The organism is Klebsiella sp. 141251 (assembly GCF_050600725.1).
GTDB lineage: Bacteria > Pseudomonadota > Gammaproteobacteria > Enterobacterales > Enterobacteriaceae > Klebsiella > Klebsiella aerogenes.
This window is the reverse complement of the sequence record NZ_JAQIRG010000005.1, coordinates 72,099-98,415: the sequence shown is the minus strand read 5'-3', so window position 1 is coordinate 98,415 and position 26,317 is coordinate 72,099. Positions and strand designations below refer to the sequence as shown.

Here is a 26,317-nt window from a genome sequence, read left to right as displayed (position 1 = left end):
GTTGTGGGCGTGATTTATTCAAAAAAAAGCCGACTCTCAAAGTCGGCTTTTTATCACTTCATCATTTATTTGGTACCGAAAATCTTATCGCCGGCATCGCCGAGGCCCGGAATAATGTATCCGTGCTCGTTGAGGCCCTGGTCGACGGACGCGGTGTACAGCTCGACGTCAGGATGCGCTTTCTCCAGCGCGGCAATGCCTTCCGGCGCCGCCACCAGCACCAGCACCTTAATGCTCGAGCAGCCCGCTTTTTTCAGCAGGTCGATAGTCGCGATCATCGAACCGCCGGTTGCCAGCATCGGGTCAACCACCAGCGCCATACGCTCGTCAATGTTAGAAACCAGCTTCTGGAAATAAGGAACCGGCTCCAGCGTTTCTTCATCACGGTAGATACCCACGACGCTGATACGCGCGCTCGGCACGTGCTCCAGCACGCCTTCCATCATCCCCAGACCGGCACGCAGAATGGGCACTACGGTAATTTTCTTACCTTTGATCTGCTCAACTTCGACCGGGCCGTTCCAGCCTTCGATGGTGACACGCTCGGTAGCGAGATCGGCGGTTGCTTCGTAGGTCAGTAAGCTACCAACCTCTGAGGCGAGTTCACGGAAGCGTTTAGTACTGATGTCATGCTCACGCATCAGGCCCAGCTTGTGTTTGACGAGTGGATGTTTCACTTCCACGATCTTCATTCTCTTTCTCCTCTGAGGGGCAGCCACAAAAAAAATCGCGGGATTATACCGCTTTTTGCGGATTGCGCCATACCCATCTTGCTTGACGTATATCAAACAAAGTGATTTATGGATTGTTACACATTATAAAACAAACAAAAAAAGCCGGAGGTTCCCCTTCGGCTTTTATCTTTGACAACGCTACGCTTGTTGGCAACTACAGGTTTTCGCCGTTACTGGCAATAACCTGCTGATACCAGGCAAAAGATTTTTTCCGGCTGCGGGCCAACGTACCGCGACCTTCGTTATCTTTATCAACAAAGATAAATCCATAGCGCTTTTTCATTTCCCCGGTACCGGCGGAGACCAGGTCGATGCAGCCCCACGGGGTATACCCCATCAGGTCGACGCCATCTTCCACCACCGCTTTTTTCATTTCGGCAATATGGGCGCTGAGATAATCGATACGATACTGGTCGTCCACGCTGCCGTCCGCTTCACGCACGTCAATGGCGCCAAAGCCGTTTTCAACGATAAACAGCGGCAGTTGATAATGATCCCAGAACCAGTTGAGCGAGTAGCGCAGGCCAACCGGGTCAATCTGCCAGCCCCAATCCGATTTCTTCACGTACGGGTTGGAGACCAGGCTGGTGCTTTCGTCGTAATCCAGGTGCGGATTATCGTCAGTCGCTTTGGTGGCGAAGGACATATAGTAGCTAAAACCAATATAGTCGACACAGCCCTCTTGTAACGCCCGGCGGTCGGCGTCGGTAATATCCAGCGTAAAACCGCGGCGCGCGAAGTAGTTGAGCAGATGTTGCGGATAGCGACCGCGTACATGCACATCGGTAAACCAGTAACGACGATGCATGGCGTTCATCGCCATCATCATGTCGTCCGGCGCGCAGGTGAGCGGATAGATAGGACACATCGCGATCATACAGCCAATCTGCAGCCCCGGATTAATCTCGCGTGCCGCCTTTACCGCCAGCGCGCTGGCGACTAGTTCATAATGGGCGGCCTGAAACATCACCGGTTCACGGTCTTCGCCGGGCTGATACTTCAGGCCCGAGTTGGTAAAGGGGGCGAAATCTTCATGGAAGTTGGCCTGGTTGTTGATCTCGTTAAAGGTCATCCAGTACTTCACTTTGTGCTGATAGCGGGTAAACACTACCTTCGCGAAGCGGACGAAGAAATCAATGAGTTTACGGTTGCGCCAGCCGCCGTATTCAGTCACCAGGTGGTAAGGCATCTCAAAATGGGAGAGCGTGATCACCGGTTCGATACCATATTTCAGGCACTCGTCGAACAGATCGTCATAGAATTGCAGGCCCGCTTCATTGGGCTCCAGCTCATCACCCAGCGGAAAAATGCGCGTCCAGGCAATTGAAGTACGGAAACACTTAAATCCCAGTTCGGCAAACAGCGCTACGTCTTCTTTGTAACGATGATAAAAATCAATCGCCTCATGGTTGGGATAATTATGACCAGGCAGTACGCCGTCGGTGATCGTACGCGGCACCCCGTGGGCGCCTGCGGTCATCACGTCAGCGACGCTAATTCCCTTCCCTCCTTCTTGCCAGCCGCCCTCAAGCTGATGCGCCGCTACCGCGCCGCCCCACAGAAAACCTTCTTTGAATCCGGACATATGCTCTCCCTTTAGACGATCGTTATTCGCTTTTCACCAAACAGAAACCGGTTTCATTGGCATAATGATCATTCAACAAAGGCGAGGCAAGCAGAAGACTGTACCCGGTTTCATTTTCGTGAACAGTATCAAATTTGCTCATCTGTAAGCCGTTTTAAATCGAGTGTAAAGCAGGCTCGCAAACGTTTGCTTTCCCTGTTAGAATTGCGCCGATTTTTCTTGCTACCGCAAACGCGTGGAGACTTCGCAGTGACCGATAAAACCTCTCTCAGCTATAAAGATGCCGGCGTGGATATTGATGCAGGCAACGCTCTCGTCGACCGTATTAAGGGCGTGGTGAAGAAAACCCGTCGCCCGGAAGTGATGGGCGGACTGGGCGGATTCGGCGCGCTGTGCGCTCTGCCGCAGAAATACCGCGAACCGGTACTGGTCTCCGGTACCGACGGCGTCGGCACCAAGCTGCGTCTGGCGATGGACCTTAAACGTCACGACACAATCGGTATCGATCTGGTCGCCATGTGCGTTAATGACCTGGTGGTTCAGGGCGCCGAGCCGCTATTTTTCCTTGACTACTACGCGACCGGTAAACTGGACGTAGACACCGCGGCAAGCGTCATCAACGGCATCGCCGAAGGCTGCTTACAGTCCGGCTGCGCGCTGGTTGGCGGCGAAACGGCAGAGATGCCGGGTATGTACCATGGTGAAGATTATGACGTGGCCGGTTTCTGCGTCGGCGTGGTAGAAAAATCAGAAATCATCGACGGCAGCAAAGTGGCTGACGGCGACGTACTGGTCGCGCTTGCCTCCAGCGGCCCGCACTCTAACGGCTACTCGCTGGTACGTAAGATTATCGAAGTCAGCGGCGTTGACCCGCAGACCACCGACCTCAACGGCAAACCGCTGGCCGACCACCTGCTGGCGCCGACCCGTATTTATGTCAAATCGATTCTGAATCTGATTGCCAATGTCGACGTCCACGCTATCGCCCACCTGACCGGCGGCGGCTTCTGGGAAAATATCCCGCGCGTACTGCCGGACAACACCCAGGCAGTGATCGACGAGTCATCCTGGCAGTGGCCGGAAGTCTTCAACTGGCTGCAAACCGCCGGTAATGTCAGCAGCCACGAAATGTACCGCACCTTTAACTGCGGCGTCGGCATGCTGGTCGCGCTCCCGGCAGCCGAGGCGGATAAAGCTATCGCCCTGCTGAACGAGCAGGGTGAAAACGCGTGGAAAATCGGTTATATCAAGGCATCCGATGCCGAACAACGTGTGGTCATTGAATGAAAAACATTGTGGTGCTGATTTCCGGTAACGGCAGTAATCTACAGGCGATTATTGATGCCTGCGCCCGGAAGCAAATCAACGGCACCCTGCGTGCGGTATTCAGCAATAAGGCCGAAGCATTCGGCCTTGAGCGCGCCCGCGAGGCCGGTATTCCGGCCTTTGCGCTCTCGCCGAAAGCGTTTGATAGCCGCGAGGCCTTCGACCGCGAGCTGATGCAGCAAATCGACGCCTTTCAACCGGATTTGGTGGTGCTGGCAGGCTATATGCGCATCCTTAGCCCAGCGTTTGTTGACCACTATCAGGGGCGCTTGCTGAATATCCATCCTTCTCTGCTGCCGAAATATCCAGGGCTGCATACTCATCGCCAGGCGCTGGAAAACGGTGATGAGGAACATGGCACCTCGGTGCATTTCGTCACCGACGAGCTCGACGGCGGGCCGGTGATCTTACAGGCTCGGGTACCGGTATTTCCGAAAGACAGCGAAGATGACGTTACCGCCCGCGTTCAGGCGCAGGAGCACGATATCTACCCGCTGGTGGTGAGCTGGTTTGTTGATGGTCGCCTGCGTATGGAAGCTAACTCTGCGTGGCTGGATAATCGCAAGCTGCCGCCGCAGGGCTATGCCGCTGAAGAATAACTTGTTCTGGCCCCGGAGCAATCGCCGGGGCAACTTCCTCTCTTGTTTCCTCGCTAATTATCTCCGTTTTCCAGACATAGCGCGTTAGGGTTCCAGGCTGCAGGTAATGGGGTCGGGCGCTGATAATCAAATTCGCGCAGTGTCAGACCCGCTACGCCGTTAGCATACAGTACCGGCAAACCGCCGGGATAAGGCTCGACACCCCAAACGCGGCCGCTTTGCGGATTCAAACACCAGGCGTTATCAATCCCCATCCCGGTCGGCGACATCGGATTGCACGGCGGGCGGATATCATAAAGCCCCTGCTCCGCTGCCAGGTTCAGCTTCTGGGTTAGCTGCACGCCGTCAAACAGAATGCGCCGGATCTGACCTGGCGTTTCACTATGCAGGTTTATCGCGCCTTCGCACTCGCCAACCAGCCCGCGGAACTGGATCTGTGAGATTTCGCCGGGTTCAATCGCCGGATCGCGACGGCGCGCGGAAAGGAAAACAGGGTCCGCCTCGCCCCAATGACAGGCCGGCGCGCTCACGCAATCAAAAGCAATGCTGCTAAATATCATCCGCCGTAGCCGCCCGCCGTCACGGGATATCAGGCCAATGCCGCGATTGGAGTCAAAGATAGTGCAGTTACTCACCAGCACATCTTCAATATCCCGCCAGGTTTCAGTACCAATTTTAAAGGCGCAGCTTTTCGAACGCAGCGTGCAGTTAACGATGGTTACCTGACGCAACGGTCGCTGGATGCGCTCAGGTTTATCGGTGGTTTTCAAACAGATGGCATCATCCGCCGCGCTGAAATAGCTATTGGCGATATGGACCTGCTGGCAGCTGTCGATATCCAGCGCATCGGTATTAGCCATCGTCAAATCATTGTCGACGGTAACGCCGTCAACCACCACGCCCGTGCAGGAGACCAGATGGATTGTCCACATCGGGGCATGTCGTACGGTGATATTTTCCAGCCGGACGCGACGGCAATTCTCCAGCAAAATGATCCGCGGGCGCGCCCTGGCTGGCGTGCGGTAGCCCATGGCATCAACGCCACGGGAGAACCAGCCGTCAGCGCTGCCGTAAATCTCGCCGCCGCCGCAGATGGTAATATTCTGTGCATCCACAGCATACAGAAAGGCCCGATCTGAAGATTCCGCCCGGCTCAGCGCCGTCGCCTGAGCAAAGTCATCATAGTTTTCGCTAACGATAAGCTCAGCCCCCGGCGACAGCCACAGACAGGTGTTCGACCCTATCCGCAAACCGCCAAGCGCGTACCTGCCGCAATCAACTACCAACTGGCCGCCGCCTGCCTGCGCCAGTTCGTCCAGCGCCTGTTGAAAAAGTTCGGTATCCGGCGTCACGCCATCCGCATGGGGATGGCGCTGCGAAAGATAAATGTTCATAGCATGTCCTGGAAATCAACGTATTAGCTATCTCACCATCTCTCTCGCCCTCAGCGTAGGGTCGAAATCACTACCGCGGAAATATCTGCGTACCCTTTCACATTCCCCGTCACGCTCAGGGGAAAAACGTGAGATAACGCGCATAATTTACCGGCGAAAAAAATGAAAACAGGGCCGTTATCACAGTTATTGCCCTCTTAAACCGCAGCATATGTGAGCAGCATCACGGGATTTATTTCATTTTGTCGCCATTTGGCATGCTGCTCGCAGAACGGTACGAAAAACCGACTGTCGGGATTCTCGCCCCCCTCCCCCTCTTTTACTGTGCAACCTCGCATTCCTTACCAAAGAGATACGCTCATGACGAGGACAGTGACCCCGCAACGAGAAGTCAAAACCCGCAACATCCTCTGCTGGGGGATGGGCGATATTTTCGGCAGCGGCGCGATGACCATCACCGGCCTGTGGCTGCTCTACTTTTATATCGAAGTCGCCGGACTCTCACCCGCCGCCGCGGCCTCTATTTTCGCCATCGCCAAGATTTGGGACGGCATCACGGATCCGGTGATGGGCTACATTACCGACAACATTCGCACCCGTTGGGGACGGCGACGGATCTTCTTCATTCTCGGCGCGCCGCTATCGCTCTGTTTCGCTCTGATGTGGATAAGTGGTTTTGGCTACGCCTGGTACCTTGGTACCTATCTACTATTCAGCACCGTCTTCACCCTTCTGATGGTGCCTTACGATACGCTGCCTGCAGAGATGACCACCCGCTATGATTTGCGCTCGAAAATGTCCGGCGCGCGAATGCTATTCGCTCAGGCGACAGCCTTTCTCGCGGCGCTGATCCCCGGGCAAATCATGGCCCACGTCGCCGATAAATCGCAGGCGTTTCTCTATATCGGCATTATCTTCGCCCTGCTTTTTGCCTTGCCGTGGATCTTCGTCTGGCGCGGTACCTGGGAGCGCGACAACCTCCCGCCGCCGCAGACGCAGCAAGGTTTAGGCAAAACGCTGCGTTCGCTGTATCGGGAAATGGCCTCGACCTTCCGTCTGCGGACTTTCCGTATTCATATCATGATGTACGTCGGCGGCGCGGTGGCGCTGGATATTTTCGGCTCTCTGTTTATGCACTATATGACCTACGTGCTACGTGTCGGCACCTCGCTGGCTTCGCAGGCCATGAGTCTGATGACGCTGTTTCAGTTCTTCGCGATCCCTTTATTTACCTGGCTTTGCATCCGCGTCGGCAACGGCAACGCCTATAAGGTGGCCATCGCGCTGATCCTCTGCGCGCTACTGTGGTTCAGCCAATTGACCGCTTCTTTCAGCCATCTTTCCTGGCTGCTGCTCGGCGGCGCAATCGTGATGGGGATCGCCCGCGGCGGCACCTATCTCATCCCATGGAATGTCTACAATTTCCTGCCCGATATCGATGAAGCCTACACCGGCGTGCGGCGTGAAGGGATCTACGCAGGGGTGATGATGCTGACGCGCAAATTCTCCCAGGCGCTGGCGCTGTTTATCGTCGGCCTGGCGCTGGAAGCCTTTGGATTCACCAAAGGCGCCGAAACGCAGAATACCGCCGCGCTGAATGGCATCTGGTGGGTATTCCTCGTTGGCCCCGGCCTGCTGGCCCTACTGGCGATGTATGGCGCGTTTCGTTTTCGCTTGAGCCAGCCGCGACATCAAATCCTGATTAGCGAACTGGAGCGTCTGCGCGCCGGTGGTCATCCACAGGATGCCAGCCCGCTGGCACGCGAAACCATCGAGCTATTGACCGGCCATCCACATCGCAACGATCGCTGGCAACGCGCCGCCGTTTCTTCTCAAGGAAATCACTATGTCGCAGAAAAACAACCGTCCTGAATTACAGTCACTCATCGAAGCGCTAATCGGCAACTTAACCGCGATTACCGACGATAGCGGCCAGTATTTGCAACGGCTGGCGGATGGCCGGGTGGTTGACACCAAAGGTTGGGACGGCTGGGAGTGGACGCATGGCATCGCCCTGTTTGGCCTGTTTCGCTACCAGCAACTGACAGGATCGCTTCGGGCTCGTGAACTTATTGACGGCTGGTTTAGCGCCCGCTTCGCCGAGGGCACGCCGGAAAAAAACATCAATACCGCTTGCCCGTTTTTAACCCTGGCGCTGCGCTATCAACAGACGCCTCGCAGCGACTGGCGCGCCTACCTGGAAAGCTGGGGAGACGCTATATATCGCCAGATGCCGCGTACCGATGAAGGCTGCCTGCAGCACGTCACCTATGAGGCTCCCCATCATCAACAAATCTGGGACGATACGCTAATGATGGCGGTGCTGCCGCTGGCGATGCTCGGCAAAATGTTTGGTAAATCGCACTGGCTAGAAGAGGCGAAATTTCAGTTTTTGCAGCACCTGCATTATTTAAGCGACCGCCAAAGCGGCCTGTGGTTTCACGGCTGGCATTTCAACGGCAGACACCATTTCGCCGGCGCGCTGTGGGCTCGCGGCAATAGCTGGATAACGCTGGCGATACCGGAGCTACTGGAGATGCTCGATCTCGACGAGCACGACGCCTTTTACCGCCAGTTGCAAAATACTCTGCAGATTCAGGTCAGCGCCCTTGCCCGCTGCCAGGCCGAAAACGGCCTATGGCCGACGCTGCTCAACGAGCCGGATAGTTATCTGGAAGCCTCTGCGACGGCGGGATTTGCCGCGGGTATTTTCAAGGCGGTGCGCCTCGGCTACCTCGACGACGCGTTTCTGCCGGTCGCCGAGCGGGCCTGCCGGGGGATAATCGAACATATCTCGCCGCAAGGAGAGTTAACGCAGGTGTCGTTTGGCACAGCGATGGGCAAGGACCTCGACCACTATCGTAATATCCCCCTGACCGCCATGCCCTACGGCCAGGCAATGGCGATACTGTGCCTGGTTGAAGCCCTACGTCGCACCCTTTAATGCAGTTACCTGAGCGCCGCCAGTTCGGTGCTCAGGCTATCCGCCAGATTACGTGCTCGTACAGGATCGAACATCACGTAAAACGCCGGCGAGGCCTCGCCAATCTGCTGACAAAGCGTTTCCATTTCCGATGCGCAGCGATATAACGCCTGCACGTTGATATGGCAAATTTCCCGCATGCTCCAGCTGTTTTCCACCTCTCGGGCGTAGTGCAGGGTAAAGAAGGCCTTTTGCGCATGGGTAAATAACTGACAATAGAGCGGCAGTCCCTGCCACTCTTCACGCCACCGAAGCGCCAGCGCGGCGGGAAAATCCGCGGTGAGAGCGAACGCTTGCGCCGCTATCCCCAACTGCTGCGCGCTGGCTGCGACTTCATCTTTTTCTTGCGCGATTTGCGTGAGATTAGCCATCGACTTCTGCGGGTCATCGCGGGTGAAGTGGATATCCTGCGCCGAACCGGGTAACCAGTGGCTACGCGCCAGTTGTCCGTAAAGGCTCCACACCGCCTGGCCGTAGCTTTCAGGCAATTGGCTATGGCGATGGAAAACATGGTCACGCACATATATTGACTGGTAGAGCGTCTGCGTCGCCTGTTCAAGCAGCAACTGGAACTGCTGCGCGACATCGGCTGACGGACACCAGCCGTAACGTTGCGCCAGCCATTGCACCAGTAACTGCTGCTGATTTTTTACCGCCCCTTCGCCCAGCAACTGACTACAGGCGAAGAGGTTGCATTCGCTTAGCGTCGCAGGGATCCAGTGATTATCGATACTTTCCCAACTGGTTTTACAGATAGCGCCGGTAATGCGCGGGTTGCGACTCTGACACCACAACAGTCGCCCCTGCAGCTCATCAATACGTAAAAACGGCATGACGCCCCATCCCACTTCTTCGCCGGCAAGATCGATATCGATCCATACATCTCGCGTCTGCACCGCCAACAGCGCCGGATTGTTAGGGAAAGCAGGCCAGAAACGTTCCGGCGTGAGTTTTATCGATACCGAAACCGCAGGCGGCAGCGGTTCAATCGCATCCAGCACGGCGCTGAGATCGTCATTGCTGGCAGGGAAGACACGCAGTACCAGATGCTTATTTTGCGCGGCTACCGCCTGGCTCAGGGCATTAAAGCAGCGGCGATAGAGCATCAAGCTTTGCGCCGGCTGGCGAAGACCGTCGCTTTGCCTGACCCACTGCGGGCGAGAGATCGGCAGTAAACCGTCGGTACTGGAGAGCGCGATAATCAAACCGGTGAGCGCCGGCACGCTTTGGCACACGGCGCGCACTTTGTCAGTTAACCAGCGGCTCCAGAAATCGACATCAAAACGCACCCCGCGCGGGGTATCCAGCAGTTCCGGATGCGCTAATAACAGTTCGGTGGGAAAGCTAAGTTCTTTCGCCTGCAGATAAAATCGCAACCCCTGTTCACGACAGCGCAACGCCAGGCGATTGAGATAGATACAGCGCGCTCGTTGTTGGCTCGACAAGCGGTCGTTATAGTCAAAAGGCGTATACCCCTGTGGCGAAACCAGCTTGCCAAATAGCTCAGCCTGCCCCACCACCACGGTATTAAAATCATGCTCAATTGCGTATTCAATCAACCGGCAGGCCGACGGCCAGTGCCAGATATCCTGATTGTTAAGCTCCAGCGCCCGCGTTTCCCACATCGTTTCGCCCTCCATTTCGCCCCTGACTGAACATAACGTAAGCAAACAAACGCGTCCGCTTTTTCCTGACATCCGATTGAAAGAAAACTGTCATATTGCTTTGACATAGTTGGACATTCAATGGCAAAGCTCGCCATAATGAAAAAGCGACGTCAATGATCCGGAGTGTGAGTTGTAATGGGCCAGGAAAAGCTATACATCGAAAAAGAACTCAGCTGGTTGTCCTTTAACGAGCGCGTACTTCAGGAAGCGGCGGACAAGAGTAACCCGCTTATCGAGCGCATGCGCTTCTTAGGAATTTACTCCAATAACCTTGATGAGTTTTACAAAGTGCGCTTCGCTGAACTTAAGCGACGCATTCTTATCAGTGAAGAACAAGGTAGTACCGCCCATTCACGTCATCTGTTAGGTAAAATCCAGGCCCGCGTGCTCAAGGCCGATCAGGAATTTGATGGTCTTTATAATGAACTGCTGCTGGAAATGGCGCGTAATCAGATCTTCCTGATTAACGAACGCCAGCTGTCCGTTAATCAGCAGTCCTGGCTGCGCAACTACTTCAAACAGTATCTTCGCCAGCATATTTCGCCGATTCTGATCAATCGCGAAACGGATCTGGTTCAATTCCTGAAAGATGATTACACCTATCTGGCGGTGGAGATTATCCGCGGCGATACCATTAACTACGCGCTGCTGGAAATTCCATCCGATAAGGTGCCGCGCTTTGTGAACCTGCCGCCGGAAACGCCGCGACGCCGCAAGCCAATGATTCTGCTGGATAACATTCTGCGTTACTGCCTGGATGATATCTTCAAGGGTTTCTTTGACTACGATGCCCTTAATGCATACTCGATGAAAATGACCCGTGATGCCGAGTACGATCTGGTACACGAAATGGAATCGAGCCTGATGGAGCTGATGTCCTCGAGCCTGAAGCAGCGCTTAACCGCCGAGCCGGTACGTTTTGTCTACCAGCGCGATATGCCGGACGCGATGGTTGAAATGCTGCGCGATAAGCTCTCCATCTCCAACTACGATTCAATGCTGCCGGGCGGGCGTTATCACAACTTTAAAGACTTTATCGGTTTCCCGAATGTTGGCAAGGCCAACCTGGTCAACAAACCGATGCCGCGCCTGCGCCACCTGTGGTTCGATAAATTCCGCAACGGCTTTGACGCCATCCGCGAACGCGACGTACTGCTCTACTATCCGTATCATACCTTCGAGCACGTGCTTGAACTGCTGCGTCAGGCCTCGTTCGATCCAAGCGTGTTGGCAATCAAAATCAATATTTACCGCGTCGCTAAGGATTCACGGATTATCGATTCGATGATCCACGCCGCCCACAATGGTAAAAAAGTGACCGTGGTGGTTGAACTGCAGGCGCGCTTCGATGAAGAGGCCAATATTCATTGGGCTAAACGTCTGACTGAAGCCGGCGTACACGTTATCTTCTCGGCGCCGGGGCTGAAGATCCACGCCAAACTATTCCTCATTTCACGTAAAGAAGGCGATGAGGTAGTACGTTATGCACATATCGGCACCGGCAACTTCAACGAGAAAACCGCTCGTATCTACACCGACTATTCATTACTCACTGCCGACGCGCGCATCACCAATGAAGTCCGTCGCGTATTTAACTTTATCGAAAACCCTTACCGACCCGTCAGCTTCGACTACCTGCTCGTATCGCCGCAGAACTCGCGTCGTCTGCTGTATGAAATGATCGATCGCGAAATCGCCAATGCGCAGAATGGGCAACCGTCCGGAATTACGCTTAAATTAAATAACCTGGTCGATAAAGGGCTGGTGGACAGACTCTACGCCGCCTCCAGCACCGGCGTACCGGTGAACCTGCTCATCCGCGGCATGTGCTCGCTGATCCCGGGTCTTGAGGGGATTAGCGAAAATATTCGCGTTATTAGTATCGTTGACCGTTTCCTTGAGCACGACAGGGTCTATTGTTTTGAAAACGGCGGTGATAAACAGGTGTGGTTATCCTCCGCCGACTGGATGACTCGCAATATCGACTATCGTATCGAAGTGGCCGTACCGCTGCTGGACCCGCGTCTGAAGCAACGCGTACTGGATATTCTCGATATCCTGTTCAACGATACCGTAAAAGCGCGCTATCTTGATAAAGAACTGAGTAATCGCTACGTGCCGCGCGGCAATCGTCGCAAAGTACGCGCACAGATGGCGATTTACGATTATCTCAAATCACTCGAACAACCCGATTAACCTATGCCAATAAACGAAAAAACACCTCGGCCGCAGGAGTTCGCTGCGGTCGACCTTGGTTCGAACAGTTTTCATATGGTGATCGCCCGTGTCGTCGACGGGGCAATGCAGATCATCGGTCGCCTGAAGCAGCGCGTCCACCTGGCCGATGGCCTGGATGAAAACTCGGTGTTGAGCGAAGAAGCGATTACTCGCGGACTGAACTGCCTGTCGTTGTTTGCTGAACGTCTGCAGGGGTTCTCCCCTTCCAGCGTTTGTATCGTCGGGACGCATACCCTGCGCCAGGCGGCTAACGCGGCGGATTTTCTCAAACGAGCGGAAAAAGTCATTCCTTATCCCATCGAGATAATCTCCGGTAACGAAGAAGCGCGTCTGATTTTTATGGGCGTTGAACACACGCAACCGGAACGCGGACGTAAGCTGGTTATCGACATCGGCGGCGGTTCGACTGAGCTCGTTATCGGCGAAGATTTCGAGCCCCGCCTGGTGGAAAGCCGACGTATGGGCTGCGTAAGCTTCTCGCAGGCCTATTTCGCCGGCGGCGTTATCAATAAAGAAAACTTCCAGCGCGCGCGCCTGGCGGCGGTGCAGAAACTGGAAACCCTGGCCTGGCAATTCCGTATTCAGGGGTGGAACGTGGCGCTGGGCGCCTCTGGCACCATCAAAGCAGCGCACGAAGTGCTGGTCGCGATGGGTGAAAAGGACGGATTCATTACCCCAGAACGCCTTGAAATGCTGGTCAGTGAACTGCTGAAGAATAAAAACTTCGATTCATTAAGCCTGCCGGGATTGTCGGAAGACCGTAAAGCGGTATTTGCACCCGGTCTGGCCATTTTGTGCGGGGTATTCGACGCGCTGGCGATCAAAGAGCTGCGCCTGTCCGACGGCGCGCTGCGCGAAGGCGTGCTGTACGAGATGGAAGGTCGCTTCCGTCATCAGGATATTCGCAGCCGTACGGCCCAGAGCCTCGCAAACCAGTACAATATCGATCGCGAGCAGGCGCGCCGGGTACTGGAGACCACCACTCAGATGCTCGAGCAGTGGCAGGAACAAAACCCGAAACTGGCGAATCCGCATCTGTCCGCCCTGCTGAAGTGGGCGGTAATGCTACATGAAGTGGGGCTGAACATTAACCACAGCGGCATGCATCGCCACTCCGCCTATATCCTGCAAAATAGCGATCTACCGGGCTTTAATCAGGAGCAGCAGATGCTGATGGCTACGCTGGTGCGCTATCACCGCAAAGCTATCAAGCTTGATGATCTGCCGCGTTTTACCTTGTTTAAGAAAAAACAATTCTTGCCGCTGATCCAACTGCTGCGTCTGGGCGTATTGCTGAACAATCAGCGTCAGGCGACGACTACGCCGCCAAAACTGACATTGAAGACGGAAGCCAATCACTGGACATTAATTTTCCCCCACGACTGGTTTAGCCAGAACGCGTTAGTGCTACTGGATCTGGAGAAAGAGCAAGAATACTGGGAAGGCGTGCCGGAATGGCTGCTGAAAATTACTGAAGAAGAAGCGTAAAGCTGGATTCTTTCACTAAAACGGCCGGGTCATACGCCCGGCCGTTTTTTATGCGACGTCAGCCGCGCAGGCCAGCTGTTCTATCGGAACCGGCATACCAATGTCATAGCCCTGCATATAATCAATCCCCAGTGAAATCACCGCCTGGCGGATCTCCGGCGATTCCACATATTCCGCCACTACCTGCATGTTTTTGATTTGCGCTAACCGGCAAATCGACGCTACGACCTGATAATCCAGGCTACTGGTGACCAGATTACGGATAAAGCTACCGTCAATTTTCAGCATGTCGACGTTAAGCGTTTTCAGCCGCGCATAGCTGGCATAGCCGGTGCCAAAATCATCAATCGCCACCCGGCATCCCAATTCCTGCAACCGCGCGAGCGTTTGTTGCGCCTGCTCCGGATTACTGAGCGAGTGGTTTTCCGTCAGTTCAAAAATAAGCTGCCACGGCTCGATATTATAATGATGCAGCATTTCCTCGACTTCATCCGGGAAACGGCTGCGACTGACCGAGACTGGCGACAGATTGATGGCCAGACGCATGCCTGGCAACGTATGGCGATTATCGTTCATAAAAGCCAGCGTATTGTCGATAACCCAGCTGTCGATGCGCGAAGCCAGGCCAAATTCGTGCGCCGCGGACAAAAAATTATCCGGCGCAACCAGCTCGCCCTGCTCGCCAACCATGCGTAACAGGACTTCATGATAGCTATCGCCGCGCATGCCGACAATTGGCTGCGCCATCAGCCGAAAGCGATTCTGCTCCAGCGCCTGCAGGATCTGGTTCATCATGGACACGCGTTCTTTTAGCCCCTGTTGAACATGAACGGCGCCGCGGCGCTGCACGTTTTCCGGCTGTCCGCTGGTTAACGACATGTCGGCAATATTATTCAGTTCACCGAGCAGTAAATACAGATGCTTGACCGGAGAGCGCACGTTGCAATAGCTGATCCCGACGGGCGGCTGCAGCGGAATACCATCCCAAATGAAACGGAACTGCTTAATCCGCTCATCCAGCATCACAATGCGTTTTTGATGATCGTCGCTATTCAGGCGTACCACAAGGTCATGGCCCGAAAGATGACAGACCATTTCGTTTGGCTGCAGTAGGTGACTCAAATACTCCGACAGCTGCTGCTTATACTGAATTCGCAGCATCACGCCGTAGTGCCGCCCGAGCAGCTCCAACTCTGGCATGCGTAAAAAGCACAGTACCGACCAGGTCGAGTGGTTTAACGCCCGGCTCAGGGCGCGCAAATTTGGCATATGAACGACCGGGTCGAGAAAGGCCATTCTTCGAACCCGACGGTGGATCATCCGCTGCTGCGTCGCCAGCATTGCCATATAAGCGATAATAAAAGAGAAAACCAGGTAGCTGGAGGAGGTAATCGCCAGCTGGTTATTGTAGATGGGGGAAAATGGCAAGTAGCTGTAATGAAAATGGATGACCAGAATTAATATCGGCGGCCACACCAGGGAAATAAAACGATAACCAAAGCGCATCGCTCCCCATAACATGACCGGCATAAGTAATGACAATGTATAATTTGTGCTAAATATCGTGCTGTTGACATTTAACGGCATGAATAATAAAGCCAGTATTATTAACAATGCTATTGCCCAGACAATAATTTCCAGCGGTTTTATTTTTTGGTCGATTTGTAAACGCACCTGGGATATAAAGCCGCGTAAATGCAAAGGATTACGAATAACGCGCAGCAAAAAATAGCACAGCGGCACGCCGGTCAGACAACCGACCATCAGCGCCTGAAAAGTGATTAACGATCGTAAACTAAATGGCGTCGTCCCAACCAGCTCCGCCGCGCGCGGATGCAGACCCAGATACTCCGCAAGTTGCGAGATAATGAGAAAAATCACCGAAGGCAGCAGCATTTGCCAGAACAATCGATGCGGCATCAGGGCAACATTGCCGTGGGAAATCTGCTGGCGGCGCGGAACGAAAATACGATATCCGCCCCAGCACAGCACCGCGGGGATCAAAAAATGAAATAACACGCCGATGGCCTGCTCAAAGGTCATGCCGCGCGTAATGGTCAGCAGCAGGCCGATAACAATGCCAGGCAATGCCGCCCAGCCAAAAAATAGCATCAGGCTTAATACTAGCGCCAGCGGAAGGTAATACAGGAAGACGGTATGACCGTTAAGATTCGCGAATGTATTTGCAGCGCGCGCTAATGGCAACAACAACGTAGGTAAGACGAGCGGTAGTGCCCACCATTTATCCTGATATCGTTTGTATAGTTTAATAATACTCATAGATGCTCGACAGATTACCCCAACTCCTGCGGAGTATATTCAGACAGGCATCCAACCCGACCAGGCTAACCGCGAAAGTAATAACGATGCGGAACAGATGGTCGATTTTAGTGAGCAACAGAATCAAGCAATTGACGCAAATCAATAAACTATTTAGCTAATATTAATAAAACTTATTTTTTTGCGACCTTGTGCAACAACCAAAATCCGTGTAAATACGATGTTCATCTTATATAACATTAAGTAATGTTTTAGCTCTACGATTTTTACACCGCCGACAATTGACCCCACCGCTATACTATGACTTAATAGCCCCATTGCCCGTCTTCGGGTATACTTCAAGGAACCTTTTGTGAGTCAGGCACCCAGTATGCGTAAACGACATCGATTTAACCGTCGCATGACCCGTATCGTACTACTTATCAGTTTTCTCTTCTTCTTTGGACGCTTTGTCTACTCTTCTATCGGCGCCTGGTACCATCATCAGGGCAAGCAAGAGTCGCAGCAATCGACCATCACCATTGATGCTCCCGCGACGCCAACCACTCCAGCCCAGGAATAACGCCTACGGCCAATGTAACGGCTCTTTCGAGAACCCGCGCCCTTCCGCTTTATCTTTCTGTGACAGGGTAAGCAACTGCAGCAAAAATTGACATTCACCCGTCGCGGCGTTCTTTTAACGTTGCTGATTGACTCGACTTCATGGCGTGTTCGCTAATCGTCAGGCATCGTTTTTAATCCAGACCATATGCCCAACCGACATCAAACATCATTACGGACATAAAAAAACCCTCTGTAAACAGAGGGTTTCGTTCAACTATCAGCAGGAATTATTCCCACTCAATAGTCGCTGGCGGCTTGCCACTGATGTCGTACACCACACGGGAAATACCGTTAACTTCGTTGATGATGCGGTTGGAGACGCGGCCGAGGAAATCATACGGCAGGTGCGCCCAGTGCGCGGTCATAAAGTCGATGGTTTCTACCGCACGCAGGGAGACGACCCAGTCGTACTTACGACCATCGCCCATCACGCCGACGGAGCGAACCGGCAGGAACACGGTGAATGCCTGGCTTACTTTGTCATACAGGTCGGCTTTGCGCAGTTCTTCAATGAAGATAGCGTCCGCGCGACGCAGCAGGTCGCAGTACTCTTTCTTCACTTCGCCAAGTACGCGAACGCCGAGGCCCGGCCCCGGGAACGGGTGGCGGAACAGCATGTCGTACGGCAGGCCCAGCTCCAGACCAATCTTACGCACTTCGTCTTTGAACAGCTCTTTCAGCGGCTCAACGAGGCCCATCTTCATTTCTTTCGGCAGGCCGCCAACGTTGTGGTGAGACTTGATGACGTGCGCTTTACCGGTCGCGGAAGCAGCGGATTCGATCACGTCAGGGTAGATAGTGCCCTGCGCCAGCCATTTCACGTCTTCCAGCTTCAGCGCTTCTTCGTCAAACACTTCAACGAAGACGCGGCCAATGATTTTACGCTTCGCTTCCGGATCGTTTTCGCCCTTCAGCGCGGTCAGGAAGCGATCTTCCGCCGCAACGTGTACGATGTTCAGGCCGAAACGGTCGCCGAACATATCCATAACCTGCTCGGCTTCGTTCAGGCGCAGCAGGCCGTTATCCACGAATACGCAGGTCAGATTTTTACCGATGGCGCGGTGCAGCAGCATCGCGGTAACGGAAGAGTCAACGCCGCCGGACAGGCCGAGGATGACTTTATCTTCACCCACCTGCTGACGAATACGCTCAACCGCGTCGTCGATGATCTTCGCCGGCGTCCACAGCGCTTCGCACTGGCAGATGTCGCGCACGAAGCGCTCCAGCATACGCAGCCCCTGACGGGTGTGGGTGACTTCCGGGTGGAACTGTACGCCGTAGAAGCGTTTTTCTTCATTCGCCATGATGGCGAACGGGCAGCTCTCAGTGCTGGCAACGGTCACAAAGTCGGAAGGGATAGCGGTGACTTTATCACCATGGCTCATCCACACGTCCAGCAGCGGCTTACCGTCAGCGCTCAGCGCATCTTCGATGCCCTTGATCAGCGCGCTGTCGGTCTGCACTTCCACCTGCGCGTAACCGAACTCGCGCTCGTTGGAAGCTTCAACGTGGCCGCCCAGCTGCATGGCCATGGTCTGCATGCCGTAGCATACGCCGAATACCGGTACGCCGGCCTCGAAGACGTACTGCGGCGCGCGCGGGCTGTTGTCTTCGGTAGTGCTTTCCGGGCCGCCGGAAAGAATGATGCCGTTCGGGTTGAACTCACGGATTTGAGCTTCGGTCACGTCCCAAGCCCAGAGTTCGCAATAGACCCCTAACTCACGTACGCGACGCGCAACCAGCTGGGTGTACTGAGAACCGAAGTCCAGGATAAGAATGCGATGTTTATGAATGTTATCCGTCATTGACGTTAATTCCAGAGAAGTAGCGATGATTGAATAAAAATCGCCCGGCGCGTAGCCGGGCGATGAAAATCAGGAGCCCATGCGGTAGTTCGGGGATTCCTTGGTGATCGTCACGTCGTGAACGTGGCTCTCCTGGATGCCCGCGCCGCTGATGCGCACGAACTCTGCTTTGGTACGCAGTGCGTCAATAGTACCACAACCGGTCAGACCCATACAGGAGCGCAGGCCGCCCATCTGCTGGTGAATGATCTCTTTCAGGCGGCCTTTATAGGCAACGCGGCCTTCGATACCTTCCGGTACCAGTTTGTCAGCGGCGTTATCGCTCTGGAAGTAACGGTCAGAGGAACCTTTGGACATCGCGCCCAGGGAACCCATACCGCGGTAGGATTTATAAGAACGGCCCTGATAGAGCTCGATTTCACCCGGGGATTCTTCGGTACCGGCCAGCATGGAGCCTACCATCACCGCGGCGGCGCCTGCGGCAATCGCTTTTGCGATATCGCCGGAGAAGCGGATACCGCCATCGGCGATAACCGGAATACCGGTGCCTTCCAGCGCTTCAACCGCGTCAGAAACAGCGGTGATCTGCGGAACGCCTACGCCGGTAACGATACGGGTAGTACAGATGGAGCCAGGGCCAATACCCACTTTCACCGCGCTGACGCCCGCTTCCGCCAGGGCACGAGCGCCCGCGCCGGTCGCCACGTTGCCGCCGATGATTTGCAGGTCAGGATATTTAGCGCGCGTTTCGCGAATACGCTGCAGAACGCCTTCGGAGTGACCGTGAGAGGAGTCGATCAGCAGAACGTCAACGCCTGCGGCGACCAGCGCGTCAACGCGCTCTTCGTTACCGGCGCCAGCACCAACGGCGGCGCCAACGCGCAGACGACCGTGCTCGTCTTTACACGCATTCGGTTTACGTTCCGCTTTCTGGAAATCTTTTACGGTGATCATGCCGCGCAGATGGAAGCTATCATCCACTACCAGCGCTTTTTCTACGCGTTTTTCGTGCATTTTCGCGAAGACTACTTCACGGCTTTCGCCTTCACGCACGGTGACCAGGCGCTCTTTCGGCGTCATATAAACGCTGACCGGCTGATTCAGGTCGGTAACAAAACGCACGTCGCGGCCGGTGATAATACCGACCAGTTCGTTGTCTTCGGTCACTACCGGATAACCGGCGAAACCGTTACGTTCGGTCAGTTCTTTCACTTCGCGCAGGGTGGTAGTCGGCAGAACGGTCTGTGGATCGCTTACCACGCCGGATTCATGTTTCTTCACGCGGCGGACTTCTTCAGCCTGGCGCTCGATTGACATGTTTTTATGAATAAAGCCGATGCCGCCTTCCTGGGCCAGGGCAATTGCCAGGCGCGCTTCAGTTACGGTATCCATCGCCGCGGAGAGCATAGGAATATTCAGACGAATCGTTTTCGTCAGCTGCGTGCTGAGATCGGCGGTATTCGGCAGAACGGTAGAATGAGCGGGAACAAGGAGGACGTCGTCAAACGTCAGGGCTTCTTTAGCGATACGTAGCATGGGCAATATCTCGACCAGGGTGGATAAATATTGCCGTGGCATTATACAGAGCGTAACCGATTGCATCCACCCTTTTTTGCAAATAATACTTGCGATCCCCTCTCAGCGCGTTACTATCGACTGAATAACCTGCTGATTTAGAATTTGATCTTGCTCACATGTTGCCATCTCAATCCCCTGCAATATTTACGGTCAGCCGCCTGAATCAGACGGTTCGCTTACTGCTGGAACGCGAAATGGGCCAGGTCTGGATAAGCGGCGAGATCTCTAACTTCAGCCAGCCCTCTTCCGGCCACTGGTACTTCACCTTAAAAGACGATAACGCCCAGGTGCGCTGCGCGATGTTTCGCAACAGCAACCGCCGCGTCACGTTTCGCCCGCAGCATGGCCAGCAGGTGCTGGTTCGCGCCAACATTACGCTTTACGAGCCGCGCGGCGACTACCAGATCATCGTCGAAAGCATGCAACCCGCCGGTGAAGGCCTGCTGCAGCAGAAATATGAGCAGCTCAAAGCGCTCCTGACGGCGGAAGGGTTATTCGATCAAAGTCACAAGCAGGCGCTCCCCTCACCCGCGCACTGCGTCGGCGTTATCACCTCCAAAACCGGCGCCGCGCTGCATGATATTTTACATGTGTTGAAACGCCGCGATCCCTCGCTGCCGGTGATCATCTATCCCACGGCGGTGCAAGGCGATGATGCGCCGGGGCAAATCGTGCGCGCGATAGCAGTAGCCAACCAGCGCCAGGAATGCGACGTGCTGATCGTCGGGCGCGGCGGCGGTTCGCTGGAAGATTTATGGAGCTTTAACGACGAACGGGTCGCGCGGGCGATCTTCGCCAGCCGCATTCCGGTAGTGAGCGCCGTCGGCCATGAAACCGACGTCACCATCGCCGATTTCGTCGCCGACCTGCGGGCGCCGACGCCCTCTGCGGCGGCAGAGATCGTCAGCCGCAATCAGCAGGAGCTTCTGCGTCAGCTACAGTCCGGCCAGCAGCGCCTGGAGATGGCGATGGATTACTTCCTCGCCAACCGCCAGCGCCGCTTTACGCAGTTGTTTCACCGCTTACAGCAGCAGCATCCGCAGCTGCGTTTAGCGCGTCAGCAGACCGAACTGGAACGCCTGCGTCAGCGGATGCGCTTTGCGCTGGAAAGCCAGCTCAAACGTGCCGACCAGCGCCAGCAGCGCGCCGCGCAGCGGTTGAATCAGCAAAACCCGCAGCCGCGCATCCATCGCGCGCAGTCGCGTATTCAGCAACTGGAGTATCGTCTGGCGGAAAATATTCGCGCCCGACTGAGCGAGCAGCGCGAGCGTTTCGGCAATACCGTGACGCATCTGGAAGCCGTCAGCCCGCTGGCGACGCTGGCTCGTGGCTATAGCGTCACCTCAGCCGGTGACGGCAAGGTATTGAAAAAAATCAAACAGGTGCAGGCTGGCGATGTTGTCACTACCCGGCTGGAAGATGGTTGGATCGAAAGCGAAGTGACAACCATTACCCTGGTGAAGAAAACGCGCGCCCGCAAAAAAGTCTGATTATCCCCCGTTTCAAGCGGGGATAACTATACTGCTGTCATGCCCTTTTAACACCGTTCATCCGGCCAGGGAGCGTGATATGCCAGATACTTGTCCTCGTTTCGTGATTCCACCCTACATTTTACGCCGTATTGTCGACCATGGTTCCGTTCAGCAGCAGCGCTGCGCGCAGCAAACGCTGAGCCATGTACAAACCCTGATGGCGCACGTGCCGGGCCGCCCCGCCGCCGCCCATGTCGCCACGCCAGGCCAGCTTGAGCGCGACATTTACGATGCCAGGCAGACTCAGGAACTTCCAGGATTCCAGGTGCGCTTTGAAGGACAACCTTCCAACGGCGATGTCGCCGTCGATGAAGCCTACGACTATCTCGGCATCACCCATGAGTTTTTCTGGAAGAGCTATCATCGCGATTCGCTGGACAACCGCGGATTGAAGCTGACCGGCAGCGTCCACTATGGTCACGAATATCAAAACGCCTTCTGGAACGGGCAGCAAATGGTGTTTGGCGATGGCGATGGCGAGATCTTTAATCGTTTTACAATTGCGATTGATGTGGTGGCGCACGAGTTAAGCCATGGCGTTACGGAGAGCGAAGCCGGGCTTATCTATTTCGAACAATCCGGCGCGCTCAATGAATCGCTTTCCGATGTTTTTGGCTCGCTGGTCAAGCAATATCAACGCCAGCAAACGGCAGATAAAGCAGACTGGATAATTGGCGAGGGGCTCCTCGCGAAAGGGATTCACGGCCAAGGACTGCGATCGATGTCGCATCCGGGAACCGCCTATGATGACCCCATTCTTGGCAAAGACCCGCAACCCGCCCATATGAAAGATTTTGTGCATACCCAGCAGGATAACGGCGGCGTGCATATTAACTCCGGCATTCCTAATCATGCTTTCTTTCTCGCCGCCAGCGCGCTGGGTGGTTTTGCATGGGAAAAAGCGGGATACGCCTGGTACGACGCGGTTTGTGATAAGTCACTGGCCAAAGACGCCGATTTTTCAGCCTTTGCCAGACTGACGATTCAACATGGCGAAAAACGTTTTGGTAAAGCGGTCGCCGATACGATTCGCCAGGCCTGGGAGGGCGTTGGAGTCACATCATGAACGAGGCCGATCTTAGCGATGACGCGATTATTGAACTGGCGCGTGAAGGCGGTGTCGCCTGGTTCCCGACGCTTAGCGGCATGCGTAAGATTGTCGTAGCGCAACTTAACGAGCAACAAAAACAGCGCATCGCCGCAATACTGCAGCAGTCGTTGCCGCTCGGCAAGCCACCGGGGCAGCCGGATTCCCCGGGTAGCGGCGACCAGCGTTTCTTTCGTATCCAAATAATCAGCGCCCAGCACTATCACAGCCTGATCATTCTCATCCCGGAAGAGCGCGCACCGGAGGCGCTGGTTGAACTCTGGCGAAATGGTGAAGGCTGCGTTAGCGATTAACCGAGCACAAATTCGACGCGTTTTTTCGAAATCAGTCCGTGGCCGTGCTGGCAGAAATAATCCACCGCACCGCACGCCTTCAACACTTCCAGCGGCTGATGGCAGTCCGGGCAGCGCGCCTCTAAAGCAAAATCTTTCTCACAGTGCGCGCAATGCGCGCTGTTGCCTTGTGCTTCCAACCGGGCATGACAAATGGGGCAATTGAGTTCCATGGTGTCTCCTTCTCATAATGAATAGCATGAGTTTATCACGTCATACGTCAGCGTTGCTGACCCGGCGAAGCGTTGAATAGGGTAGATAAAAAAACCCGCCAGCGGCGGGTTTCTGCATTATTTGCTTTTCTTGATATGTTTAATCAAGCGCTTACGCTTACGCATCTGGTTCGGCGTCAGGGTATTGCGTTTATTGGCAAACGGGTTTTCCCCTTCCTTGAACTGAATGCGAATCGGCGTACCCATGACATCCAGCGATTTACGGAAGTAGTTCATCAGGTAACGCTTGTAGGAATCCGGCAGGTCTTTCACCTGGTTGCCGTGAATCACCACGATCGGCGGGTTATAACCGCCAGCGTGCGCATACTTCAGCTTCACGCGGCGACCGCGTACCAGCGGCGGCTGATGGTCTTCTGCCGCCATGGTCATAATACGCGTCAGCATGGCGGTACCCACGCGACGGGTGGCGCTGTCGTATGCTTCACGCACCGATTCGAACAGGTTGCCGACGCCGCTGCCGTGCAGAGCGGAGATAAAGTGCACGCGGGCGAAGTCGATGAAGCCCAGACGGAAGTCGAGGGTTTCTTTCACCTGCTCTCTCACTTCCTGGCTCAGGCCATCCCATTTGTTGACCACGATAACCAGGGAACGACCGCTGTTAAGGATAAAGCCCAGCAGCGACAGGTCCTGATCGGAGATGCCTTCACGGGCATCAATGACCAGCATCACCACGTTGGCGTCTTCAATCGCCTGCAGCGTCTTGATGACCGAGAATTTCTCCACGACGTCGGTAATTTTGCCGCGCTTACGCACACCAGCGGTATCGATAAGCACATATTCGCGTTCATCGCGCTGCATCGGAATGTAGATGCTGTCGCGGGTTGTGCCCGGCATATCGTAAACCACCACGCGATCTTCGCCGAGAATACGGTTAGTCAGCGTTGACTTACCGACATTTGGACGACCGACGATCGCCAGCTTAATCGGGAGATCTTGCGGGTTGAAGTCGTCTTCCGGTTCTTCAACTTCTTCGCCGTTTTGCTCGGCTTCAAACTGCGCCCAGTAGGCGGCGTCTTCATCCACTTCTTCCTGCGGATTAACCTCATCCACCCACGGCAGCAGCACATGTTCCAGCAGGCTGGTAACGCCGCGACCGTGCGAAGCGGCGATCGGATAAATATCGCCCAGCCCCAGCGACCAGAAGTCGGCCATCGCCTGATCGACGTCGATGCCGTCGGTTTTGTTCGCCACCAGGAAGGTCGGTTTTTCGCGAGAACGCAGATGTTTGGCGATTGCGGAATCCGCCGGCATCAGGCCCGCGCGCGCATCAACCATAAACAGCACCACGTCGGCCTCTTCAATCGCCAGCAGCGACTGTTCCGCCATCCGGGTTTCCACGCCTTCTTCCGTACCGTCGATACCGCCGGTATCGATACAGATGAATTCTCGGCCTTCCACTTCAGCACGACCGTACTTACGGTCGCGAGTCAGCCCCGGGAAATCCGCGACCAACGCGTCACGAGTGCGCGTTAAGCGGTTGAAGAGCGTGGATTTTCCAACGTTAGGGCGCCCGACAAGCGCGACCACAGGTATCATGTTAAATGCCTCATACAAATTGCAATACAACCTCATTTTACGAGGTTTTTTAAAAAGTCAAAACGGCCCCTGTCTGTCAGGAGCCGTTTATTAAAGCGATACTACCGCGCGAGTTAACGCGTGATTGAATACAGCGTACCGTCTTTGGCCTGGATAAGCAGGCGACCGTCGGCGATAACCGGGTCGGTCAGGAAGCCGGAACTATCGACTTTCTGCTGCGCCACAAAGTGGCCGTCTTCCGGATTGATCCAGTGCATGTAGCCTTCGCTGTCGCCTACCACCAGGCTGCCGTTATACAGCGCCGGAGCGGTCAACAGACGGTGCAGCAGATCGCTCTGGGTCCACAGCGTTACGCCGCCATCGGTGGTCAGCGCCAGCAGGCGGTCATTCTGATCGACCAGATAGATACGATTGCCGTCTACGATGAAATCGTTCACTGAACCCAGTTCGCGTTTCCAGATAATCTGGCCGCTGCGCAGATCCAGCGCGGTCAGGTTGCCATTATAAGCCAACGTATAAACAACGCCATTAACGATAACCGGCGTGGTGTCAACGTCGTTCAGACGGTCGATCTCAGTCGGGCCGGTAGCCGTAGAAATACGCTGCTGCCAAATCATCTGCCCCTGCTGCATCAGCACGGCGCTGACGCGGCCGTTATCGCCGCCGACAATTGCCGCGCCATAAGCGGTGGCCGGAGCGGATTCACCGCGCAGGGAGAGCGCCGGCATGTCCAGGTTCACGGTCCATTTTACCGCGCCGTCGGTTTCGTTCAGCGCCTGCAGCTGACCGTTACTGGTATGCACCAGTACCATGCCATCGCTAACGACCGGACGAGAAATCGCTTCACCCGCAACACGGCTCTGCCACGCAACGGTACCGTCGCTGGTATTCAGCGCGAATAGCTGCGCCTTTTCAGTACCAACATAAACGTGGCCGCCGGAAACGGTCAGCCCGCCGGAGAGCAGCGCCGGGGCGCGCGAGAACCAGCCGTCTTTTTCCGCCAGGTTCACCGACCAGACTTCTTTTCCGTCTTCAGCGTGCAGCGCTTTCACGGTGCCTTTACGGTCAGCCGCATACACAACGCCGTCAGCAAACGCCGGGTGCAGGTTGGAATAGAAATCACCGATACCATCGCCAACTGAAGTGCTCCAGGACGTGGACGGCGTAAACTGGTTTTCCACCGTCGGCAGCGGTGACATTTTCACCACGTCTTCTTCGCTGTTAAACAGCGAGCAACCGCTCAGTAAGGTGACGGAAAGCAGCCCTGGCAAAAGTAATTTACGCAATTGCATCGAG

Annotated in this window: 20 protein-coding genes; 10 read left to right on the top strand and 10 right to left on the bottom strand. The window is 55.0% G+C overall.

Annotated features, from left to right (window positions below; translation table 11 throughout):
* Positions 1 to 65 precede the first annotated feature (65 nt).
* Both upp and PGR09_RS12980 read right to left on the bottom strand, forming a co-directional pair.
* Positions 66 to 692 (bottom strand): uracil phosphoribosyltransferase, encoded by a 627-nt coding sequence (gene upp / locus PGR09_RS12985; protein ID WP_015370402.1) that lies wholly within the window; start codon positions 690 to 692, stop codon positions 66 to 68.
* Between the two features lie 196 nt (positions 693 to 888).
* The gene (locus PGR09_RS12980) at positions 889 to 2,319 is read right to left on the bottom strand and encodes a 6-phospho-beta-glucosidase (protein ID WP_430916217.1); all 1,431 of its coding nucleotides are present in this window, start codon (positions 2,317 to 2,319) and stop codon (positions 889 to 891) included.
* Between the two features lie 249 nt (positions 2,320 to 2,568).
* Here PGR09_RS12980 and purM point away from each other — a divergent pair, with 249 nt between their 5' ends.
* Positions 2,569 to 3,606 (top strand): phosphoribosylformylglycinamidine cyclo-ligase, encoded by a 1,038-nt coding sequence (gene purM, locus PGR09_RS12975; RefSeq protein WP_045392672.1) that lies wholly within the window; start codon positions 2,569 to 2,571, stop codon positions 3,604 to 3,606.
* Entirely contained in the window at positions 3,603 to 4,244 is a 642-nt protein-coding gene (gene purN, locus PGR09_RS12970) for a phosphoribosylglycinamide formyltransferase (protein WP_430916216.1), read from the top strand. Before purM ends, purN begins: the two co-directional genes overlap by 4 nt.
* A 53-nt stretch (positions 4,245 to 4,297) precedes the next feature.
* Here purN and PGR09_RS12965 read toward each other — a convergent pair whose 3' ends face one another.
* Positions 4,298 to 5,638 carry a glycoside hydrolase family 28 protein gene (locus tag PGR09_RS12965; protein ID WP_047043456.1) on the bottom strand — a complete coding sequence of 447 codons (1,341 nt, stop codon included), beginning with the start codon at positions 5,636 to 5,638 and terminating at the stop codon, positions 4,298 to 4,300.
* Positions 5,639 to 6,058: 420 nt separating this feature from the next.
* On the opposite strand from PGR09_RS12965, the gene PGR09_RS12960 reads away from it, so the two are divergent.
* Both PGR09_RS12960 and PGR09_RS12955 read left to right on the top strand, forming a co-directional pair.
* Positions 6,059 to 7,510, top strand: a complete 1,452-nt coding sequence (locus PGR09_RS12960; protein WP_045392682.1) for an MFS transporter — start codon at positions 6,059 to 6,061, stop codon at positions 7,508 to 7,510.
* On the top strand, positions 7,485 to 8,582 hold the full coding sequence (locus tag PGR09_RS12955) for a glycoside hydrolase family 88/105 protein (RefSeq protein WP_430916215.1): 1,098 nt from the start codon (positions 7,485 to 7,487) through the stop codon (positions 8,580 to 8,582). Before PGR09_RS12960 ends, PGR09_RS12955 begins: the two co-directional genes overlap by 26 nt.
* Positions 8,583 to 8,587: 5 nt before the next feature.
* On the opposite strand, the gene PGR09_RS12950 is transcribed toward PGR09_RS12955, so the two are convergent.
* Positions 8,588 to 10,246 (bottom strand): hypothetical protein, encoded by a 1,659-nt coding sequence (locus tag PGR09_RS12950; protein WP_047078074.1) that lies wholly within the window; start codon positions 10,244 to 10,246, stop codon positions 8,588 to 8,590.
* A 177-nt stretch (positions 10,247 to 10,423) separates the two neighbouring features.
* Here PGR09_RS12950 and ppk1 point away from each other — a divergent pair, with 177 nt between their 5' ends.
* A complete protein-coding gene (gene ppk1 / locus PGR09_RS12945) occupies positions 10,424 to 12,484 on the top strand; it encodes a polyphosphate kinase 1 (protein WP_047043447.1) in 2,061 nt (686 codons plus the stop codon).
* 3 nt (positions 12,485 to 12,487) lie between these two features.
* Positions 12,488 to 14,014 (top strand): exopolyphosphatase, encoded by a 1,527-nt coding sequence (ppx, locus tag PGR09_RS12940; RefSeq protein ID WP_045392691.1) that lies wholly within the window; start codon positions 12,488 to 12,490, stop codon positions 14,012 to 14,014.
* 48 nt (positions 14,015 to 14,062) lie between these two features.
* Here the strand turns inward: ppx and PGR09_RS12935 are convergent, their stop codons facing one another.
* Complete coding sequence (locus PGR09_RS12935; RefSeq protein WP_045392694.1) at positions 14,063 to 16,294, bottom strand: EAL domain-containing protein; 2,232 nt, start codon at positions 16,292 to 16,294, stop codon at positions 14,063 to 14,065.
* 370 nt (positions 16,295 to 16,664) lie between these two features.
* On the opposite strand from PGR09_RS12935, the gene PGR09_RS12930 reads away from it, so the two are divergent.
* A complete protein-coding gene (locus PGR09_RS12930) occupies positions 16,665 to 16,856 on the top strand; it encodes a YfgG family protein (protein WP_045392697.1) in 192 nt (63 codons plus the stop codon).
* A gap of 268 nt (positions 16,857 to 17,124) precedes the next feature.
* Here the strand turns inward: PGR09_RS12930 and guaA are convergent, their stop codons facing one another.
* Positions 17,125 to 18,702: a glutamine-hydrolyzing GMP synthase gene (gene guaA / locus PGR09_RS12925; protein ID WP_015703162.1), complete on the bottom strand. Its 1,578-nt coding sequence runs from the start codon at positions 18,700 to 18,702 to the stop codon at positions 17,125 to 17,127.
* 69 nt (positions 18,703 to 18,771) lie between these two features.
* Complete coding sequence (gene guaB / locus PGR09_RS12920; RefSeq protein WP_015370334.1) at positions 18,772 to 20,238, bottom strand: IMP dehydrogenase; 1,467 nt, start codon at positions 20,236 to 20,238, stop codon at positions 18,772 to 18,774.
* A gap of 158 nt (positions 20,239 to 20,396) precedes the next feature.
* Here guaB and xseA point away from each other — a divergent pair, with 158 nt between their 5' ends.
* From xseA to PGR09_RS12905, 3 genes are all read left to right on the top strand, one after another.
* Entirely contained in the window at positions 20,397 to 21,770 is a 1,374-nt protein-coding gene (xseA, locus tag PGR09_RS12915) for an exodeoxyribonuclease VII large subunit (RefSeq protein ID WP_430916214.1), read from the top strand.
* 79 nt (positions 21,771 to 21,849) lie between these two features.
* Positions 21,850 to 22,878 carry a M4 family metallopeptidase gene (locus PGR09_RS12910; protein WP_430916213.1) on the top strand — a complete coding sequence of 343 codons (1,029 nt, stop codon included), beginning with the start codon at positions 21,850 to 21,852 and terminating at the stop codon, positions 22,876 to 22,878.
* Complete coding sequence (locus PGR09_RS12905) at positions 22,875 to 23,213, top strand: protealysin inhibitor emfourin (protein ID WP_047043438.1); 339 nt, start codon at positions 22,875 to 22,877, stop codon at positions 23,211 to 23,213. Before PGR09_RS12910 ends, PGR09_RS12905 begins: the two co-directional genes overlap by 4 nt.
* Here PGR09_RS12905 and PGR09_RS12900 read toward each other — a convergent pair.
* The 3 genes from PGR09_RS12900 to bamB all read right to left on the bottom strand — a co-directional run bounded on the left by PGR09_RS12900 (position 23,210) and on the right by bamB (position 26,313).
* Positions 23,210 to 23,425, bottom strand: a complete 216-nt coding sequence (locus PGR09_RS12900) for a zinc ribbon domain-containing protein (RefSeq protein ID WP_047043436.1) — start codon at positions 23,423 to 23,425, stop codon at positions 23,210 to 23,212. The two genes, PGR09_RS12905 and PGR09_RS12900, sit on opposite strands and share 4 nt — an antisense overlap.
* Positions 23,426 to 23,542: 117 nt before the next feature.
* Positions 23,543 to 25,021, bottom strand: a complete 1,479-nt coding sequence (gene der / locus PGR09_RS12895; RefSeq protein ID WP_015370328.1) for a ribosome biogenesis GTPase Der — start codon at positions 25,019 to 25,021, stop codon at positions 23,543 to 23,545.
* A 113-nt stretch (positions 25,022 to 25,134) separates the two neighbouring features.
* A complete protein-coding gene (bamB, locus tag PGR09_RS12890) occupies positions 25,135 to 26,313 on the bottom strand; it encodes an outer membrane protein assembly factor BamB (RefSeq protein WP_045392712.1) in 1,179 nt (392 codons plus the stop codon).
* Positions 26,314 to 26,317: the final 4 nt, after the last annotated feature.

What these genes read in the sequence shown, in the direction of transcription:
- upp (WP_015370402.1), bottom strand. Translation starts at nt 692, where the DNA reads ATGAAGATCGTGGAAGTGAAACATCCACTCGTCAAACACAAGCTGGGC.
- PGR09_RS12980 (WP_430916217.1), bottom strand. Translation starts at nt 2,319, where the DNA reads ATGTCCGGATTCAAAGAAGGTTTTCTGTGGGGCGGCGCGGTAGCGGCG.
- purN (WP_430916216.1), top strand. Translation starts at nt 3,603, where the DNA reads ATGAAAAACATTGTGGTGCTGATTTCCGGTAACGGCAGTAATCTACAG.
- PGR09_RS12965 (WP_047043456.1), bottom strand. Translation starts at nt 5,638, where the DNA reads ATGAACATTTATCTTTCGCAGCGCCATCCCCATGCGGATGGCGTGACG.
- PGR09_RS12960 (WP_045392682.1), top strand. Translation starts at nt 6,059, where the DNA reads ATGGGCGATATTTTCGGCAGCGGCGCGATGACCATCACCGGCCTGTGG.
- PGR09_RS12955 (WP_430916215.1), top strand. Translation starts at nt 7,485, where the DNA reads ATGTCGCAGAAAAACAACCGTCCTGAATTACAGTCACTCATCGAAGCG.
- PGR09_RS12950 (WP_047078074.1), bottom strand. Translation starts at nt 10,246, where the DNA reads ATGTGGGAAACGCGGGCGCTGGAGCTTAACAATCAGGATATCTGGCAC.
- ppk1 (WP_047043447.1), top strand. Translation starts at nt 10,424, where the DNA reads ATGGGCCAGGAAAAGCTATACATCGAAAAAGAACTCAGCTGGTTGTCC.
- ppx (WP_045392691.1), top strand. Translation starts at nt 12,488, where the DNA reads ATGCCAATAAACGAAAAAACACCTCGGCCGCAGGAGTTCGCTGCGGTC.
- PGR09_RS12935 (WP_045392694.1), bottom strand. Translation starts at nt 16,294, where the DNA reads ATGAGTATTATTAAACTATACAAACGATATCAGGATAAATGGTGGGCA.
- PGR09_RS12930 (WP_045392697.1), top strand. Translation starts at nt 16,665, where the DNA reads ATGCGTAAACGACATCGATTTAACCGTCGCATGACCCGTATCGTACTA.
- guaA (WP_015703162.1), bottom strand. Translation starts at nt 18,702, where the DNA reads ATGACGGATAACATTCATAAACATCGCATTCTTATCCTGGACTTCGGT.
- guaB (WP_015370334.1), bottom strand. Translation starts at nt 20,238, where the DNA reads ATGCTACGTATCGCTAAAGAAGCCCTGACGTTTGACGACGTCCTCCTT.
- xseA (WP_430916214.1), top strand. Translation starts at nt 20,397, where the DNA reads ATGTTGCCATCTCAATCCCCTGCAATATTTACGGTCAGCCGCCTGAAT.
- PGR09_RS12910 (WP_430916213.1), top strand. Translation starts at nt 21,850, where the DNA reads ATGCCAGATACTTGTCCTCGTTTCGTGATTCCACCCTACATTTTACGC.
- PGR09_RS12905 (WP_047043438.1), top strand. Translation starts at nt 22,875, where the DNA reads ATGAACGAGGCCGATCTTAGCGATGACGCGATTATTGAACTGGCGCGT.
- PGR09_RS12900 (WP_047043436.1), bottom strand. Translation starts at nt 23,425, where the DNA reads ATGGAACTCAATTGCCCCATTTGTCATGCCCGGTTGGAAGCACAAGGC.
- der (WP_015370328.1), bottom strand. Translation starts at nt 25,021, where the DNA reads ATGATACCTGTGGTCGCGCTTGTCGGGCGCCCTAACGTTGGAAAATCC.
- bamB (WP_045392712.1), bottom strand. Translation starts at nt 26,313, where the DNA reads ATGCAATTGCGTAAATTACTTTTGCCAGGGCTGCTTTCCGTCACCTTA.